Consider the following 19097-nt stretch of genomic DNA (forward strand, 5'->3'; position numbering starts at 1 on the left):
TTCATTAGTTTTCCAGTCCTTAGATTTCCAAATTGTCTTCCTACCCAAAACCAAAAAACTACAGCAACATATTTCCATAATAACAAAAGTACTTCTGAAGTAGTTATAACTAATGAAGAGTTCATATAAAATCCATAGGCTAATACACGATTTATTACATCTGCCACTAAAAAAGGAATTAATATATAAAGAATTAGCTTATAGTCTATTTGATTTTTCATGTAATTTCCTCCTGTCAGATATTTTCACTAGATTGTGAATAATCTTTCATAATATGACGCCTGACGTTCTATTCACGAACTTACTTCCTGCTTCCTTACTTAGTGTCAGGTACAAAATAAGGAAGTAACTTTTCACATAGCAGTGCATCCACTCAATATACACGATTTTGTTATGGGTTTCAGCAGTTACTTCCCTTTTGCGCCCGGCACTGTCGCTAAAGTCAGTAACCCGCCGTCTAAACTGAGCAGTATCTAGGAAGTATTCCTCAATATAACCAGGCGTTTTTCCATCTAATAATCTACATATATTCTATTTCACTAAATACTTAATCTCTCCATTCTCAAAATCACTATCTGGTCGTAGATAAGGATTTGATTGGTGAATACTCATGTATATTTCCCTTTTTTTCATAATGCAGAAGAAATTGTCTTATGTTATAATCCTTAGGTTTCGATGTTTCTAGAAGAAAATACGTCTTTCTAATTGCGCCCATTTAAGTTTATAAAGCATTATAATGTCTGGGGTTTTAATATTATATTTAAAGTTTTGAAAATATTTGTTAAGCATGTCGGTTCTCACAAGACATTAAGAACTGATCTTTTGAGATTTGATAAATACTTTGTTCTTCATTAAACATTATTTCAGTCATCTTTATTCTCAGACCTAACTTTTCTAATAAATTTCTCGATCTTTTATTCTTAGATTGTGTTATGGCGATCAGCTCGTGTTTATTTTCTGTTTTAAATGCATACTCAAGAACTTCAGAGATTGTTTCTATAGCATAACCTTGTCCCCAGCAATTGGGTAAAAACTCATATGAAATCTCATCTTGTTGAAATTGTTCTGATTTATCTATCGCAATAAATCCAATTAATTCTTCAGATTTCTTTTCTTTCACAACCCAAATCATATTCACAGAATTGGTGATAAAGTTATTTATACTTTCTTCAATGTGTTTCTCACTTGGAACGCCACCCAAGTATTTTCTAACTTTTACATCCGTCACTAAATTATAGTAAAAATCAGCATGTTCCTTTTCAAATTTTGTTATTATGCATCTTTTTGTTATTATCATAACTTCTCCATTTCTTTATCTATAACGCACCGCAAGTTCACGACTTTTTCGCCTGCCCTCAGGGCAGTTGGCGCGAAGGTTGCAATCCCCTCCGCAATCCTTCGTGACAAAGAAATATGTCTGTGAACTTGGAGTTATATGACGTTTGGTGCGGTTAAATGATTGCTGCTTTTCACTATATAAATTTAGAACTTTTACTTTTTTTCAAATCTATTTATTCATACTATCTGGAATTCTTATAAACCCTCAAACATTAGTTTTTATAGGACTCTTAACAATAGCTGATATATTGCCAATATTGCCTTCGGCTACTCGAAAGTACTCATTTTGAATTTCTACAATTATTCCAATATGATCATGTTCCTGATTTATGAAGATATTATCATAAAGAATTATGTCTCCAACACTGGGTTCAAATTCTTCTTCGCCCATTTTAAAATAGAAATTATTTTCATTTAAGCTTGCCCATGCTTCCTAAGCTGAACAGCCTGCAAAATCGCATTTTACAGCTTCATTTGTATGTTTTACAGGAATTTTGTAACCCGCTTCAATACAGCAATAGAAAACAAATGCTGCAAACCATCTATTGTCCCAGTTTTCTAGGTTCCACTTTGGAAATAAATCTATTATTGGCTGCAAGTTGCTTGTAAGTCCCATTACATTGCCGTGAAATGGAAAATTCGCATTTCTACTGCTAATTCTGCCAATTGTTTTCTATATGTTGTTTTCTTCTCACTTATTAAATATAATTATACATTCATAGTAAGGTTACATATAATACCATGGAATCACAACAAATAAACTGAACATAGTAAAAAAAATACCTACTACAAACGTGAGAATCCTTAAAGATTTGTTATTTTTAGGCATTATAAATCCATTATATAACTGTTGACAGCCCATCAACAAAAATATAACTGGAAATGCAACTCGTGCTTCAATAATTTTAACTAAAAATAGTGCTGGAACTGTTATTCCTATAGCAGAAAATATAAAACCTATAAAGACTTTTCTTTTAATCATCTACAATGTCCCTTCATATCAACCCAATACTCTAATTGCGGTAACTCTTAATCCTGTTTATGTCTTAATTAACTATCTATGTAAATGTATATTCCCATGATCTGTTCCTAAAACATGTATGCCTGTAAAGTCAGAAACTAGTTAAGCACCATAAGTCACATTAACGGCGGGCGGCTTGCCGACGATTCCACGGTGCGCTTTAGCGCGCAAGTGGGATTGTTGGCAAGGAGTTGTTAAGTGATGTGGCGCTTCGCCACATTGTTTTACAACTCCGCAGGCGCCCGCCGTTAATGTGAAATGAAGCGAAGTGACGGGGATACATTGTTAGAAGATGCCCTTTCCGAGCGTCAGCGAGATTGTCTTTTCTGAGCGTAGCTCAGTTTGCTTTCGACTCAACTTGGCGAAGCCAAATATTATTATGTTTACTTTTTTCAGCTTAAAATTCTTTATCGAAATTTACGATAACAATTACCTTTGAAAATTTCTAAAATCTTTTTTTATAACCGTTTTTTAATTTTAACTTTGAAAAGCTTTATTTAATGATTTTTTTCCTCTTTGACTGAATCAAACTTGCAATGTTTACTATTATTGAAAAAACAGCTAGAACAAGTGAAATACAAGTAAATATGAATAATATATCTAGATAATCCATGTCGAAGTCATTACTATTAATAGTATTTATAAGTATAATCAAAGCTATTAGCAATAAGCCTTGCAAAATAAGTAAAACTTTTTTCATAATACTTAGCATAATTTTCCTCTTTACTGTAATATTGTTCACTTAGTAACTTCTGGCAATTGGTTCATTTTGTTACTTTAAGCGATATAATTCAAATATTAAATATGATTCTAAACAAATAATTCTGTAATATAAATACTATTACCTATTTTCTTTTAAAGGGGGTTTCTTCTAACGTCGGGCGGCTTGCCGACGATTCTACGGTGCGCTTTAGCGCGCAAGTGGGATTGTTGGCAAGGTGTTGTTAAGTGATGTGGCGCTTCGCCACATTGCTTTACAATGCCGTAGGCGCCCGACGTTAATGTGAAATGAAGTGAAGCGGAATTTCACATTAACGTTCTTGCAGTCCTCGCAGCCTTAGTTGCGAGGACTGTGTGTTATGCGCAGTATCTTTTTAAATGCATTAAAAAGAATATTTAAATACAAACATATATCCCATCTGGATTACGTTGAAAGCTATCATATTCTCCACCTAAAACATACATTCCATCTGGGTTGCGTTGAAAACTATCGTATGCGCCACCACAGACATATGTCCCATCTGGGTTACGTTGAAAACTATCGTATGCACCACCACAGACATATGTCCCATCTGGATTGCGTTGAAAACTATCGTATGCGCCACCGCAGACATATGTTCCATCTGGGTTGCGTTGATAACTATCGTATGCGCCACCGCAGACATATGTTCCGTTTGGATTTCGCTGAAAGCTATCATATTTTTGGCCGCATACATAAGTACCATCTGGATTTCGTTGATAACTATCATATGCACCTCCTAATACATAAGTACCATCTGGATTTCGTTGGTATCCATCATATGCTCCGCCGCATACATAAGTACCATCTGGATTTCGTTGGTATCCATCATATGCTCCACCGCATACATAAGTACCATCCGGATTTCGTTGATATCCATCATATGCTCCACCGCATACATATGTTCCATTTGGATTTCTTTGGTACCCATCATACGCGCCTCCACAGATGTATGTTCCGTCTGGATTTCTCTTGAAACTATCATATCCTTTAAATTTCATTCTTTTTTTCATTTTCTCTCCTCAATTTCAATTATTTATTTTGATTGAGTTTCGATATTACGCATAACGGCGGGCGGCTTGCCGACGATTCCACGGTGCGCTTTAGCGCGCAAGTGGGATTGTTGGCAAGGTGTTGTTAAGTGATGTGGCGCTTCGCCACATTGCTTTACAACGCTGTAGGCGCCCGCCGTTAATGTGAAATGAAGCAAAGCGTAATTTCACATTAACGTTCTTATCGTTCGAGCCGCCTTAGTGGCTCGAATGATGTGTTAGGCGATGTCCATATCGAGCGCTAGCGAGTTGTCACTTAACAGCCTTTACAACTCCACTTTGCCAAATATGTGCTCAATCAGAATGCAACACTGATTTCTAGGCATCCTCACTCTGGATCTAGTCTAATGTTCTTTAAGCTCTGATAGCGCTAGTAGCATTAACCAGTTTAATAATCATTTTCAATCTACAACTGGGAAAAGTTTAAAATAATATCCTGATGGATATAATTTATAATTAAATTGGTCTCTAATTAACACCCAGTCATACAAGTTTATCACATAAAAATCCTCAGTACCGATTGGGGAATAATTCAACGGTGATATAAATCCTTTATACCTTAAGCTAACATAAGCAGAAAAGTATAAAATCGAATCATTTTCATTCGGTTTATATTCAATGTAACCATAACCATCACTCATCTGGTAAAAAGAAATATGAAGATTATTATACTCTAAAATTTGAAAGCTGAAATCTTCATTCTCATCAAATAGGCTAACTAAAAAATCCTCTACCATCTTTTCTGCAACTTTATCGTAAGTTAACTTGCCTCCCTCATTAAAAAATGAATATTCTTCTTCCAAAAATGAGAAATCTGAAATTTTACCACTAAAGTCCATGGGACTATCCAAGTCTGTGGTTGTTTCTGTTGTGGATTCCAAATAATTTGTATTTGATTCAATTATCGAATCTTCGCACTCATCATAGTTATCATTTAATGATTCTTTTGTATTTCTAATATCAAGAGTGTCCATGTTAGATGCTTTTGAATTATTACAACCACTAACGAAAATTATACAAAGTAAAACAAACATAATTAATGTATTATTTGATCGAAGAAAATTAAAAAATGTCATTCTAATCACCTCTTTTGATAAAGTTAAAACTAACCTGTTTAGCTACTGATTATTACACGGTATTAACATCATCAATTCATATTAGCTCAATTGTCTTTTTCGAGCGTAGCGAAATACCTTTTAACAGTCTTTTAAAACTCAGTCTTGCCAAATATATGCTCAATCAGAATGCAACACTGATTTCTAAACATCCACACTCTGGATATCGCCTAACGGCGGGCGGCTTACCGACGATTCCACGGTGCGCTTTAGCGCGCAAGTGGGATTGTTGGCAAGGTGTTGTTAAGTGATGTGGCGCTTCGCCACATTGCTTTACAACGCTGTAGGCGCCCGCCGTTAATGTGAAATGAAGCAAAGCGTAATTTCACATTAACGTTCCTCGTGTCCCCGTCGCGAAGTGATGGGGATACGGTGTTATGTGATGCTAGCATTATTTCTTAATGATCTTGTTAAAGCTTTTCATTTGTCTTCAACGTTTTTTGATTTTAATTGGTTTTCTTTTCTTTGAAAATGAATTTGACCTCACATTTGAATTTAAGCTACAAGTTATTCAAATTCAATTAAAAATTCACCTTAAAGACACTCTGAAAATCGTCATCAATTTGTTTTATACGTTTCAGATTGTGCAATTCCTTTTCACAATTTGTTTTTTTGTAGCGTCCTTCAAAATTTGATTTAATTTAGTCATATCTTACATTCAATGATATGCTCAAGCGGTTCTAATCAAATTGGTTTTAATCGCTTTTAATTGGTTTTTAAATTTGCTTTTAATCAATAATTACACTTGATTACTCAGAACATTTGAGAATCAAGCTACCTCAGCATACCAGTACATAATAACCATTTAAGCAATTTTTCACTTTGTCTTTTTTCTTTATAAATGTGTTTTCAAACTTGTCCATTAATGAAAATAGTCACATAGAATTTACTAGGTTCTTATCAAGATTTATGTACAAGACAAACAATTAATCTTCCCTAGTTTCACATAACGTTCTAGCAGTCCTCGCAGCGTAAGTTGTGAGGACTGTGTGTTATGAGAAGTTCAATATTATTTACTATTTTTGTTAATAAATCTATTAAGCTTCTCATATGCAGTCAAATTAGCATCTAGAATTTTAAAAGTCTCACCATAATAAAATAATTCATCTTGATGTTCTTCATTATGCATATGGGTATCAACTAAATTAAAAAGATTATATTTAATACCTTTATAGTGAGCTATATCATTCCTTGATTTCATCAATTCTTCTAGGCTGGTAATTACATCAGAATAATCTTCTTCAATGTTCAATATTTCAGAAATGTTCTCTAATTTACTTTTATACGATTTAGATTTATGCTTTTTATCTAATTGATTTTTTGAAATAAAACATAATAATGTTTCGTTAATTAATGCTTCACATGCAAAGGCCTCAAAAGAAATCGCTGCAATTCCATGCTTTAAAGAATATACAAAAGATTCATTAAGAGCTGAAACTTCGAATTTTTCATTATTTTTAACTTTATCAAATTTGCTGATATAGCTAAAAAAATCCTTTGTCATATTAACAGTCTCATTAGGGTAATTTAAAAAAGCCTCAAATTCATTCATATCTTTTTCAAGATACTCAGTATACGGTAAAAATTGTTTCCTTAACTCTATGGGATCAAGTTCTAATAACACTGATGATAAAATAGTGTTTATATGGTTCATAAATTCATCAAATATGCTATGTAAGTCTGATCTATATTTTCTATATAGATTATAATTTTCTAACGCAAAATCATGATAAATTTCTGACATTGTCATTGAAATAGTTGTATCTTCAGCAAAATATTTTGAAAAATTACTTAGTTGTGTAATCATTGGTTCTCTATTCATATATTTTTCCTTTCACAAATTTATAAGTGAATTTCTCATAACGTTCCCGCAGTTCACGATCGTTCATCCTTTTCCGCCTTAGCGGAAAAGTGGCGCAAGGCTTGCCTCGAAGCTATGTGACATCAGATGAATGTCAGTGAACTGTCGTGTTAGCCGAAGTATAAATCAGCGATATACTGCAATTAAGTTAATTGATATATTGGGATATCTTACAACAGAATTCATCCCTAATGTAGAGTTCATTTCCATAAACATGTTCGTTATTGATTCAATCATAGCATCTAACTTAACATCTCCATCAACTTTAATATCAGAAATCTTATTACTAGCTTTATGTTCTTGCTTAGGGATTTCACAAATTTGTGCAAGTATTTTCCAATCTTGATTAGGCTCATAACCATACTTAAATATCAGTTCTTCTTTAGTGTCTATCAAAAACTCATTTCTGATAGGAGCGATAAATTTTAATCCTGTTTTAGGTGATTTTAATGGTCGAGCACTTAATTGCGTAGGTACAGATGCTAATCCGCCTTTCGAAATATTTTTCATTAAGTCCATCATTGCAACAAAGTCTAAAGGTGCAATAGAACTCCCCAAAACCTTTTGGTATATTTCATATCCATATGAAGTAGCATCATTATCTGCTCTTTCAATAATTTCTTTCATTTTATCAGGATTTTCTTCAACTTCTTTTGACAACATAAACTGTTGAAGCATGGTCATTAAGGATTCTAAACTTACCGCCATTCCTTCAAGATGAGTAACATCAAATATTTTTACTCTACAGGTCATCTCTACAAAATCGCCTGGTTCAAATTTTTTAATAGCTTTTCTATTTTCCCATTCGTGTGAATTTATATCATCAATTGAAATCAATAAAGAATTTTCAATTAGAGATTCTCTAAAAAGAGTAAATCTATGATGCTCTGCTATTTTATTCTCAATTATAGCTGATTTATCAATAGAATTTTTTGTATATTCTTTCTTTAAATCAATTCCTAAACCTGCACTACCATTTAGTGCATTATCTATAATATTAGAAATAAATGGAGAGATTAAACCTTCTGTAGAAATCTTAGCATTGGCGCCAGATTGAATTATTGTTGTAAAATCTTTTCTGTTATCACTTTCATTGGATACTGATATTTTCTCGACAATTCCTTCCAGTAATTGTGATCCGTATGAAGCTATTCTCATTTCATCATAATAAATAAAGTCTCTAACCATGTAACCCCCTGATTTATATTTTGGCTAACGTTCTTGCAGTCCTCGCAGCCTTAGTTGCGAGGACTGTGTGTTAGGCGAAGTTATTTCTTTTCCATCTTTTTAGAAGCTTTAATTAAATGTTTCAATTTTTCAATGTCGATGTTATCTTTGTTTTGAGAATTCAATAGCTCTTTTTCATTAATATTGTTCTTTATATTTTCCAGTGTTTCTGAATAAATGAAATCCTTCAATTTTTCAGTCTCTTTTTGCGTTTCTAAAACAACATTTTTCTGTAATCTTTTTGTTATATCCTTTACGAAAGACATTATTGAGAACAAAAATAAAGCTAAAACAATAAAATACTGTTCTTTATTACCATTACTATTTCCATTAGTATATTGAATAGTATCACTTTTATTATCATCAACTGCCAATCCACTAAACTTTTTTCCTTCATCTCTAAGCCAAACAACTAAACTTAACGTTGCATTCTTTGATAATCTCTCCATCTCAACACATATAGTTGCACCATCAGAAGTATTTTGGATGATTGTTTCAGCACTATTGATTGAATACTGAAAAACTTCACCTTCATTATTTAACTCGATTTTCAAATTTCTGGACGGTTCATTTCCATTATTTTTGATAGTAATGAATCTAATTGAATCTGGCAATTCAACCGTTGAATCATTAATTAAATTAACAATCTTATCCGGTATTGTAAACTCTTCAAAACTTGTCTCCATTTCAATTTTAGGACCACCAAAACGACCCAAAATATTATCACCAAATAAAAAAACTAAAAGTGCTAAAATCATAGATATTGTCGCAATTATTGTAGTCTTATTGATTTTTTTTAGAGTATCCACTTATTCGCACCTCCAGAATCGAGGTTATATACAATTTCATTTTTATTAATTGCTTTATTATTTCGGCTAAAAATTATAACTTGCAAACCATTTTTTTCAGCCAGTTCACCTAACAATTCATTTAAAAGTGATATTGCGTAATTGTCCAAATTGCTAAATATGTCATCTGCAATAAGCATTGACGAAGTATTAAACTCTGAATCCAATGTCATTGTAGTAAGGCGTTTTACAATTTCTATTATTGAAATTTCACCTCCTGATTTTCTGCTATTTTCTGTCATTTCAGATGAATCCAATAAGAAGTTAAACCGTTGAAGATTATAATTTGTTTTTTCTAAAACTTCTTCCATACGGATTTTTTCATAGTGATGCAATTCATATTGAATTTTTTTGAAAGCTTCTCTTGATTCTTTTAGAATTTCATTTTGATTAATCAAAGTATTGTATGTTCTAAAAAATTCTGCATCGACCATCCCTATTAGATTTGTGACAACATTTTTATCTATGCCACTCTTTTCAATTTGAGATATTAATCTATTCTTATATGTCTTAACGGCCTTATTTGATTCTTCCTCTTGTTTTAATTTTCTCTCAAGTTCTCTGATTTCAATATCATAATCATCTAATGCTCCAACATCTACTCCAAGAATTAGTTTGTATTGATTATTCATTCTGTTTCTAATACGAGAAAGCATTTCTCCACTATAGAAGTGATATTCCAGGATCATTTTTATAGACTCTTTCTTGTGCTCAAAAATAAATTTTGGTTCAAAGCTTTTATTTAAAAATTCAAGATATTCTTTTGAATTTATTGAATATTCCATTCTATTATTTTCACTTACTATTTCCACGATTGATGAATTTAAATTTCTTGAAAATCTATAATCGTCTTCTCCAATTGAAAGGCTTATACTAATATTTTTTGCATAAATATCGCTTCTACTGCTACTATAATTTTTATTTTGTAGTCCAAGGCCTAGTTCAATATAATTATATAAAGTTGTTTTTCCCGTACCATTGCTACCAATTATATAATTTATGCCGTTCTTAAATTCTATTAATTTTTTATCAAACTCTATACATTTAATTTTGAGTTTTTTCATATCTCCTCCAAAAAAATAATTTTGCCTAACGTCCTAAGCTTTAAGACGTTCCCGTAGGATTTGACCTTAAAAAGTACTTATCTGTTCATAATATCATTAATCCAACTGAAAATGACCACGTATAAATACGGGAATGTCTTGAAGCTTGTGTTATGCGCCGTATTTTCTTTTTTTTCTTGAGGTTTGAAACCAAGAGCCAAGTCTTTTCCCCTCGAAAGCTGAAACTTACTTTTTGCTTCAGTAATTATATGTAACTCCGAAGTTCAATCATTTCTTCGCTTTCTCAGAAGCGAATTCGTTGAGAGATTAACTCAATCTTAAGTATCATAAAATCGCGTGATTAATCAACATTAAAACTTACTAATCCCCCCCGATTCCTTAAGTTAAGGAAAAATGCGTTAAAGTTTTCGAGGGGAGGACTTAGAACTTAACCTAGAATAACTAGCGATCGCTCGACCCAAAATCCTATGCGACTAAGACCTGAATTCACTTAGCATCAGATACGGTTTTCACCTCGCATCAAGAAACACTTACTTTAACAAATTTTACTCCCATCCTATCTTAGTCCCCATATGGCGCATAACGTTCTTCATGTCCCCGTCGCGAAGTGATGGGGATATGGTGTTATACGATGCCATAATACTTTCTTTAAAATCATAATGACATTTCCTCATTAGACTAGTTTGTAGCTATAAATTAATTCATCAAAATAGATCTCGGTGCCACTTTTTTTGAATCGACCTTCTTTTTCGATTCTGAAACCAAGGTTATTCAAAACTCTGTTTGAGCCTATATTATTCTTAGCAACAGACGCAGTCATTTTCTCCCCGTCCTTTACAGAACAGTATTCAATTAACGATTTTATAATTTCTGTCGCATATCCTTGTTTCCAATGTTCCTTATGTACACAATAACCTATGTCCCACACAGTAAAATCTTCGTTAGGAACTAAACTACATGTCCCTATATATTTTCCTGTTTCTTTCGATATTGCTATTAAATAGTAACAACCATCATATATCTCAACACTTTCTTTCCAAGAAATATAAATATCACCAGCCTTCTCGCGTGGAGGATCAGATAAATATTGGCCCATTTCATCATCTAGCCAAATATTAATACAAAACTCAGCTTCTTCTTTTTTTGTACTTCGAATAATTAATCTGCTTGTTTCAAGTTGTATAGGCATTAATTTTCTCCTTAAATAGTTTATTTAATTCTACTTTTAAAATAGTCCAATGACTTAATTTGACATCAATTTTAGTTTGTTCTTGGAATTAACTTGTCATTTTTTTGTTTACTAATGTTTTATTATGTCTTTGTTTATTCTTTATTATGGTTTCGTATAACGTTCCTGCCGTTTCCGTCGCCTTAGTGACGGAAATGGTGTGTTATCTGATGCCAGCATACTCTTTTTACATGTTCTTAGTTAATCTTTTAACGCTTCTATTTGGTTTCAAAATTTCTTTTGAATTGTCTTTTAAATTTCTTTTATAAAACTCTTGAACAATTATTGATAATACTCAAATTTGGTTATAACTTAATTTCGGAAGAATGTAAAAGTAGTTCTAAACAATCGCCTTTAATTGGTTTTAATTGGTTTTATTAAAACTGCACTTGATCAAGGGGAACATTTGGATATCATATTAACTTAGCAAACCAATTCAACACTAATCGTCTAAGCAATTTATCTTTACAATTTTCTCATTTCAAATTTCTTTTATTGATTATCTTTTCAATTTTCCAATTAATGAATATAGTTTCTTAGGATTATATAAGTCTTATTAGAAATTCTACTCCAAGGCTTACCATTTAATCTTCCCTGGTTTCAGATAACTAACAAATCCCCGAAGTACTTCCTAAATCCCTCTACATCTTCCCAAACACCTCCGTCACAAAATACCCACGATCGTCCTTCACACGTTCTTCATGGATCATATCAAATGTCTCAAGCAATACCTCGATATCGGATTGATGGATAAGGTCTTCAGCTTTTATGCGCTCATCACACACATGTCCTTCACCAAAGCCAGTGATAAACAAGATGCCATTTTCGCTAAGATGATCACTGAGTGTCCTTAGGTTTTGTTTAGTGACGCGGTAGTGGCAGATCAAGATGTTGTTGAACTTTCCAAGTGTTTTGAGACAATTGTCTTCACTAAGATCTGTTTGCTGTAGGGTCAAACGTTCACCATAGATTGTGCCAAATTGTCTTAGTCTATCGAGTCCGCTTTGACTAAAATCTATTCCAGTGACATCAAAACCATTTTCAAGAAGATAAAGTGTATTTCTACCATCCCCACATGCAAGATCAAGAACAGACCCTTTTTGAAATAGGTCTATATGCTTTACCAAAGCAGCTTCAGGCTGAAGCTGTTTGTCTCCTCTTTTCTCAAATAGGGAATCCCAAAACTTTTCATCGCCCATATATGCCATCGTTATACCTCCAAGCTGTTGTCAAAAAAGTTAAATAGCCCTTATCCATATAGGAATAAAGGCTGCTAGGTGCTTGCTCAAAAATTACCATGAGTTGCTTTTCATTTTTTTGATATGTATGTAGACGAAGCATTCTCCCCCCTACAACTACGTTTATGATTTCTCTTACAAGTATACCATATTTTGTTGTATTTGATACATTATGTTCCTACTAAAACGCCATACAAAAACGCAAATTACATCACCAATACCACCCCGCACAAAAAAAGACGACAATTATCACTTTGTCGTCTTTTAACTATACCGTTATAAAGTTTATATGATTCACTTACCATCGTCTATTCAGGCTATTGCCATCTAATCATATTTGCTTGATAGCTAATTAAACTGTTTCGTCAACTCTTCAACTAATAGCTTTATGCCAAGTTCGCAAGAATTACTAAGTACTGTAGGTTCTATGCCCTCTACAGTATCTTTATCAGTATGATAATCTTTAAATGGACCAGCTTCTATAAGGATTGCTGGGATACCCACATATGAAAATGAAGAATGATCGCTGTTTTCCTTTTGAGATACATCTAATGATAAACCCATCTCTTTTAAAGCATTTCTAGCAAGTCCGATCAACTTGGAAGCATTTTCACCACCTGCCATAGAGATCTCAAACGTATCGCCAACACCCACCATATCAAAGTTAAGCATGGCAATTGTTGCATTTTTCTCATCGATGTCCATATGGTTTGCATAATAGTTTGAACCAACAAGTCCAATCTCTTCAGCACCAAAAGCAATGAACTTCACATCAAATGGTAATTCAACTTTTTGCTCTTTCAGAATTCTTGCAATTTCTAAAATCACTGATGTACCCGAAGCATTATCATTTGCTGCAGGTGTATCTACACCATCATAATGCGCACCAACAATCACGATTTTTCCATCTGGATTATTAATAGATGGATATACACTGATGATATTTTTAGACGTTGCATCCTTATGAATAATATCCAATTTCAAATTAACGGTTAAACCCTTATCTGAATTGATAGAATCGATTAAACTTTGCGCTGTTTTAGGAGCGATGCTCACCGCTGGAATCTTTGAAAGGCGTGTCAAAGTAGCTGATATTGCACCTTCACTAGTTGGATCATAGAAGATTGCACCTATTGCACCTTTTTGAGCTGCACGGTCTGTTTTGATATAAAAATATTCTCCACCTCTACTGATGAGTACCATTTTTCCAGTGACGTCTAGATCTTTATAGTCTTCATCTGCGCCTAAACCCACATTTACAACTTCTGCAGTAAGACCAGCCTCATCAGTACCTAGGCTGTAACTCAGCGCTTTGGCTTCTTCTATAACGCGATTTTCCTCTGAAACCACTTGAAGAGAGAGTGATAAAGGCGCATAGGCTTTAACTGGAAAGCTCTCTTCAGTAGCCTCTAATCCTAAATTTTTAAAATGCTCTGTAATATAATCTGCCGCAGCAGATTCTCCTTCAAATCCAGTTACTCTTGCATTGTCTTTTGAAGATAAGAAAGTGATGGTTTTAATCATGTTGTCACTTGAAATATTGGCTATATATTCACTGACTAATTCACCCTCGTTTGATTCTAATGAATTTTCTGAAGTTATTCCCAGAGTTGTTTCTGTTGTATCTTCTTGAGATGATAAAGTAGAACATGACACACCAACTAGTAAAACTAAGATCAATAAAACAATACCTAAAAATTGCTTTGATTTTCGCATCTTATTTCCCCCCAATTTTCTTATGATTCCCCCATGGTTCCCTCTTTTTAAATTATACCCCTATGGTTTAAATACAAATTTTATGATTTTGTAATAACTAAATTTCAAAAAAATCCTCATACACAAAGTATGAGGATCAAAAGTTTATACTAACATTTCTTTTTTGTAAGCCGTCTTATACATATACATCTTTTTATCAGCGAAATTATAAAGGTCATCTACTGTCATATCGTTTATATAACTTTGATAACCATAACTAAAACTCAAACTCTTTAGTAAAGGGTCAATGGATTTTATCAATAAATTGTGAATCTCATCTGCATACGCGTCTACTTCTAAATCTTTGTTTTCTAAAATTATCATAAACTCGTCTCCACCCAACCTCGATACAAGAGCCTTTGAATGAAAAACTTTATCTAAAATACGAGCAAACCCTACCAGGACTTGATCACCTCTATGATGACCGTGTACATCGTTAATCTCTTTAAAATAGTTAAGGTCAATTAACAAGATTCCAAAGGGCTTATTAAGCTCTATAAGATGATGCAAATAGATCTCATAACTTTGACGGTTATAGAGTTTCGTCAGATGATCTTGTTCATTGGTGGACGTTTCTAAGAAAATATAGGTTACCAAGATTGCTAGCACAATAGCAGTCCATGAAAAATAAAGCTTTGAATCAAATAATTGCATGAACATACCAAGTATTGGGAGTCCAAAAAAAACGAGAAAGATTTTCACGACATAAGCATGTGTCTTCTTACGATGCTTAAGTACAAAGTAAATCATATAAAAGTAAAAGCCTGATATAACAAGGTAATGAAACCATTTAAAGTCTCCACTACTAAAATGATTGGTCACAGTATCCACTGAAAAATAGATGGGCTTAAAAACATTAATGACTAAGATCACTAAAGTCAGTATACTTAAATCCATATAAAATCTCTTTTTAAATAATCTGCTTGGCTCTTTAAAGATATGGTAATCTACATATGATAACATCAAACCACATAATATAGGGCCTATAAGAAATAAGATAAAATTTGAAGCATATTCAATAAAAAATGCCCCTGGAAAAATAGCGCCATCAAAAATCCAAGTAGTGGGTTCCATTACTATGGCTATTGCAGTGGCAAGCATTACTGCTTTCAGCATCCTTTTACCAAAACTATCCAACTTTGATTTTACTCTAATTATCATATTTAAAACAATCAATATTATAATTGCAAATATATTGATCTGAAACTGTACCACGTAATTCATCATCATCTTCCAATCTTTTACTAATATAATTATTTAGCAATAGGTTTATTTTGTTAGTAAATTATACCCTACAAATAGTATTTGAAGCAATTAATAATTACAACATCTTGTTAATGATTAGACGAACTGGGTATGAAATAGTTAGCTGTAATTATTACAAAAAAGTAAATTTCATCATTAAATATGTTAGAATATAGACTAATACTTAAAAGTCTTGTGGAGGAAAATCATATGATGTCAGCATCAAATACTGATCTAAGTAATTTTATTATTTTTCAAAATCTTGTCTCTAATCTCCCTATGATATTTTATGCACTTGATGAGAACTGGATTTTTACTCTTTCGGACGGTAAAGGATTAGAGAATCTAGGACTTAAACCTGGTCAAGTTGTCGGTGCAAACGCAAAAGAAATGTACATTGATCATCCTGACATCATCACAGCAATTGAGAAAGCTTATCAAGGAAATTCTGTAAGGTACGAACATCAACTGGGCGACTTATACATTGAAAATTTTGTGATGCCTGTTTTTTCTTCTCAAGGTAAAGTTGAAGGGATTATCGGCGCAACCATAGACATCACCGAAAGAAAAAAAGCTGAACTTAATCTCCTTAAAACTCAAGAGTTACAACAGGCAATTTTTGATAGCGTTCCTGGTATGCTATATCTTTATGACGCCAAAGGTGAACTAAATCTTTGGAACAAAGCACACGAAGCCATAACCGGTTATACACACGAAGAACTTGATCACTTTAATTTGGCTAATTGGTATAAAGATGATCCCGAAAGTTTGCAAGCCGTAACAGTTGGCTTATCTGTTGCTGAAAAAAACGGTTATGGAGAAGCTGAAGCAAATTTACAAAGAAAAGATGGGACTAAAATTCCTTTTTACTTTACTGCTTGTCCTGTGGAGATTGATCATGAGCATTATTTTGTCGGTATCGGTATAGATATTTCCAAACAAAAAAAAGCAGAAGAGGAGCTCATTTCATTCAACAAAACACTTGAAGATAAAGTTGTGCTACGTACTAACGAACTTCATGTAGCAAATAAAGAATTGACACATGCCAACGAAGAGTTAACTGCTGTAAACGAAGAAATGTTTGCTATGAATGAGGAGCTTACTGCAACAAATGAAGAAATGACCGCTATGAATGAAGAACTCACCGAAAGCAATAACAAAATTATGCAAATGAAGAATTATCTAGTAGAATCTGAAAAAATGGCTGCTTTAGGCGGGCTTGTAGCTGGCGTTGCACATGAAGTTAACACACCACTTGGTGTAGGCATAACCGCTTCATCACATCTTGTAGATATCTCTAAAGAGTTGATGCTTAAAATTGCAGAACCAAGTTATGATAAAGATGAAATTTTAGATTATTTAGAAGATATTCAGAAAGCATCCTCAATTATCGAGAAGAATCTCACACGTGCTGGTAAACTTACGCAAAGTTTTAAACAGCTTTCTGTTGATCAAACCAGTGAACCCAAGCGCCTGTTCAATGTTGGCGATTATTTAGAAGAGATTTTGATAACTTTAAGTCCGACACTAAAAAAAACCAATATTCATATCAAAACAGAGTGTGAAGAAAAGCTTTTTATAAGTGGTTCTCCTGGTGCTTTTGCTCAAATTATTACGAATCTAGTAATGAATTCACTACACCATGCTTACGAATCTAAGGATCAAGGTTTAATCACAATAAAGCTTCAAAATATTGATTCACAGATAAAACTTGTTTTTTCAGATGATGGTTGTGGTATGAACACACATACACGCTCCAAAATCTATGAACCGTTTTTTACAACAAGACGCGACTTAGGCGGTACTGGTCTTGGACTCTCAGTTGTTTACTCTATCGTCACACAACAATTTTCAGGTACGATAGAATGCAGCAGCGAACTAGGTGTTGGCACTACATTTACAATATTACTTTCTCAGGGAGGAGACAGATGACAAACAAAAAACAATTAAAGCCTTGGAAAGTACTCGTAGTCGATGATGAAATAGACGTACATGATATCACAGAATTAACACTTAAACGCTTGGTTTTTGAAGAACGCAATCTTAAATTTATCCATGCCTACTCAGCGAGTGAAGCAAAGATCAAACTCCTAGACCATAGTGATATAGCAGTTGCTCTACTAGATGTTGTCATGGAAGAAGATACGTCAGGTTTGGACCTCGTCAAGTTTATCCGAGAAGATTTTAAAAACGAAAGTATCCGATTAATTTTAAGAACGGGTAATCCGGGACTTGCACCTGAAGAAAGTGTTACCCTCATGTATGATATTAATGATTACAGGGGTAAAACCGAACTAACAGCACAGAGCTTAAAAACTGCTATCATTACTGCACTCCGTGCTTATAAGTCAATTGTAACGATTCAAAACTTAAACTGTGAGATTGATCAAACGCAAAGAGAATTAATCTATACTTTAGGTGAAATTGCTGAATCTAGAGGTATTGGACTTGGTAGACACGTAGAACGTGTTGGTAGAATCACAGCTCTATTAGCAGAGAAGATGAACTTTCCCATCGAACACCTAGATCACATTAGGTTAGGTGCATCTATGCACGATATTGGTAAAATGGCGATTAACGATAACATACTTAACAAACCTGGTATCCTTACTGCTGAAGAGTTTGAACAGATGAAAAAGCACTGTGATTATGGTCATGAAATTCTTAAAAATTCAGAACGTGATTTATTAAAAACTGCTGCGATTATCGCCTATGAACATCATGAAAATTATGACAGTACAGGTTACCCACGCGGACTTAAAGGTGAAGAAATCCATTTGATCAGTAGGATTGTTGCACTAGTTGATGTCTTTGATGCACTAGCAACTAAAAGGGTTTATAAAGAAATTTGGCCACAAGATGAGATTCTATCGTATATTAGAAGTCAATCGGGTCTTAAATTTGATCCACACGTTGTAGAGGTGTTTTTTGAAAATATAGATGCAATCAATGCACTTATTGTTTCTATAGAGTCTGAAGATAAGTAGACCCTTGGTATAATGATTCACCATATGATTTATTAAAAAAAGGGCTGTTCCAACATGAGTCGCTCAGTTGAAACAGCCTTTAAATAATTTTATGCCTTCAATACTTTACATCCTTAGATCAAGTTCACTGGCATAAGTATCTAGCCAATGTTCTGTATCATGTTCCTTGTTCATTGTAGTTTGAATCAGAAAGCAAGGTTTACCTTTGTCTGTAATCTCAGTGATGTCCGAATTACCATTTCTTTCAAGCCATAGTTTAACAAATGCATCTGGATCCCCGCTAGCTAGGGCAACACATTCCGCTAAGGCTTCGAAACTGACAGTGCTTAAACCGTTCATAGCTTCGCCTCCATAGATAATTTGATTGACAATGATTTGT

The 19097-nt window shown here is 33.4% G+C and carries 18 protein-coding genes; 2 read left to right on the forward strand and 16 right to left on the reverse strand.

Annotated features, from left to right (window positions below):
• The 15 genes from QE109_RS14055 to QE109_RS14125 all read right to left on the reverse strand — a co-directional run.
• A partial coding sequence (locus tag QE109_RS14055) for a hypothetical protein (protein WP_281095176.1) occupies positions 1 to 221 on the reverse strand: 221 nt, incomplete at its 3' end.
• 560 nt (positions 222 to 781) lie between these two features.
• On the reverse strand, positions 782 to 1297 hold the full coding sequence (locus tag QE109_RS14060) for a GNAT family N-acetyltransferase (RefSeq protein WP_281095177.1): 516 nt from the start codon (positions 1295 to 1297) through the stop codon (positions 782 to 784).
• Between the two features lie 246 nt (positions 1298 to 1543).
• Positions 1544 to 1729, reverse strand: coding sequence for a CHAP domain-containing protein (locus QE109_RS14065; protein ID WP_281095178.1), 186 nt, complete (start codon positions 1727 to 1729; stop codon positions 1544 to 1546).
• Between the two features lie 42 nt (positions 1730 to 1771).
• A complete protein-coding gene (locus QE109_RS14070; RefSeq protein ID WP_281095179.1) occupies positions 1772 to 1936 on the reverse strand; it encodes a hypothetical protein in 165 nt (54 codons plus the stop codon).
• 129 nt (positions 1937 to 2065) lie between these two features.
• Positions 2066 to 2320, reverse strand: coding sequence for a hypothetical protein (locus tag QE109_RS14075; RefSeq protein WP_281095180.1), 255 nt, complete (start codon positions 2318 to 2320; stop codon positions 2066 to 2068).
• Between the two features lie 1155 nt (positions 2321 to 3475).
• Entirely contained in the window at positions 3476 to 4111 is a 636-nt protein-coding gene (locus QE109_RS14080) for a hypothetical protein (RefSeq protein ID WP_281095181.1), read from the reverse strand.
• A gap of 440 nt (positions 4112 to 4551) precedes the next feature.
• Entirely contained in the window at positions 4552 to 5124 is a 573-nt protein-coding gene (locus tag QE109_RS14085; RefSeq protein ID WP_281095182.1) for a hypothetical protein, read from the reverse strand.
• Between the two features lie 1150 nt (positions 5125 to 6274).
• Positions 6275 to 7087 (reverse strand): hypothetical protein, encoded by an 813-nt coding sequence (locus QE109_RS14090; RefSeq protein ID WP_281095183.1) that lies wholly within the window; start codon positions 7085 to 7087, stop codon positions 6275 to 6277.
• A 165-nt stretch (positions 7088 to 7252) separates the two neighbouring features.
• A complete protein-coding gene (locus QE109_RS14095) occupies positions 7253 to 8314 on the reverse strand; it encodes a DUF6414 family protein (protein WP_281095184.1) in 1062 nt (353 codons plus the stop codon).
• Between the two features lie 80 nt (positions 8315 to 8394).
• Positions 8395 to 9162, reverse strand: coding sequence for a hypothetical protein (locus QE109_RS14100; RefSeq protein WP_281095185.1), 768 nt, complete (start codon positions 9160 to 9162; stop codon positions 8395 to 8397).
• The gene (locus QE109_RS14105; RefSeq protein ID WP_281095186.1) at positions 9150 to 10265 is read right to left on the reverse strand and encodes an ATP-binding protein; all 1116 of its coding nucleotides are present in this window, start codon (positions 10263 to 10265) and stop codon (positions 9150 to 9152) included. Before QE109_RS14105 ends, QE109_RS14100 begins: the two co-directional genes overlap by 13 nt.
• Positions 10266 to 10938: 673 nt before the next feature.
• On the reverse strand, positions 10939 to 11454 hold the full coding sequence (locus QE109_RS14110) for a GNAT family N-acetyltransferase (RefSeq protein ID WP_281095187.1): 516 nt from the start codon (positions 11452 to 11454) through the stop codon (positions 10939 to 10941).
• A gap of 680 nt (positions 11455 to 12134) precedes the next feature.
• Positions 12135 to 12701, reverse strand: coding sequence for a class I SAM-dependent methyltransferase (locus tag QE109_RS14115; RefSeq protein ID WP_281095188.1), 567 nt, complete (start codon positions 12699 to 12701; stop codon positions 12135 to 12137).
• A 378-nt stretch (positions 12702 to 13079) separates the two neighbouring features.
• On the reverse strand, positions 13080 to 14447 hold the full coding sequence (locus QE109_RS14120) for a M20/M25/M40 family metallo-hydrolase (RefSeq protein WP_281095189.1): 1368 nt from the start codon (positions 14445 to 14447) through the stop codon (positions 13080 to 13082).
• A 144-nt stretch (positions 14448 to 14591) separates the two neighbouring features.
• The gene (locus QE109_RS14125; protein WP_281095190.1) at positions 14592 to 15710 is read right to left on the reverse strand and encodes a GGDEF domain-containing protein; all 1119 of its coding nucleotides are present in this window, start codon (positions 15708 to 15710) and stop codon (positions 14592 to 14594) included.
• A 231-nt stretch (positions 15711 to 15941) separates the two neighbouring features.
• Between QE109_RS14125 and QE109_RS14130 the strand changes: the two genes are divergently transcribed.
• Both QE109_RS14130 and QE109_RS14135 read left to right on the forward strand, forming a co-directional pair.
• The gene (locus QE109_RS14130; RefSeq protein ID WP_281095191.1) at positions 15942 to 17663 is read left to right on the forward strand and encodes a PAS domain-containing sensor histidine kinase; all 1722 of its coding nucleotides are present in this window, start codon (positions 15942 to 15944) and stop codon (positions 17661 to 17663) included.
• Positions 17660 to 18718 (forward strand): HD-GYP domain-containing protein, encoded by a 1059-nt coding sequence (locus QE109_RS14135; RefSeq protein WP_281095192.1) that lies wholly within the window; start codon positions 17660 to 17662, stop codon positions 18716 to 18718. The genes QE109_RS14130 and QE109_RS14135 overlap by 4 nt, the downstream gene beginning before the upstream one ends.
• A gap of 105 nt (positions 18719 to 18823) precedes the next feature.
• Here QE109_RS14135 and QE109_RS14140 read toward each other — a convergent pair whose 3' ends face one another.
• A complete protein-coding gene (locus tag QE109_RS14140) occupies positions 18824 to 19057 on the reverse strand; it encodes a hypothetical protein (protein ID WP_281095193.1) in 234 nt (77 codons plus the stop codon).
• Positions 19058 to 19097: the final 40 nt, after the last annotated feature.

The sequence above is a fragment of the Fusibacter bizertensis genome (assembly GCF_029914245.1).
GTDB lineage: Bacteria > Bacillota > Clostridia > Peptostreptococcales > Acidaminobacteraceae > Fusibacter_C > Fusibacter_C bizertensis.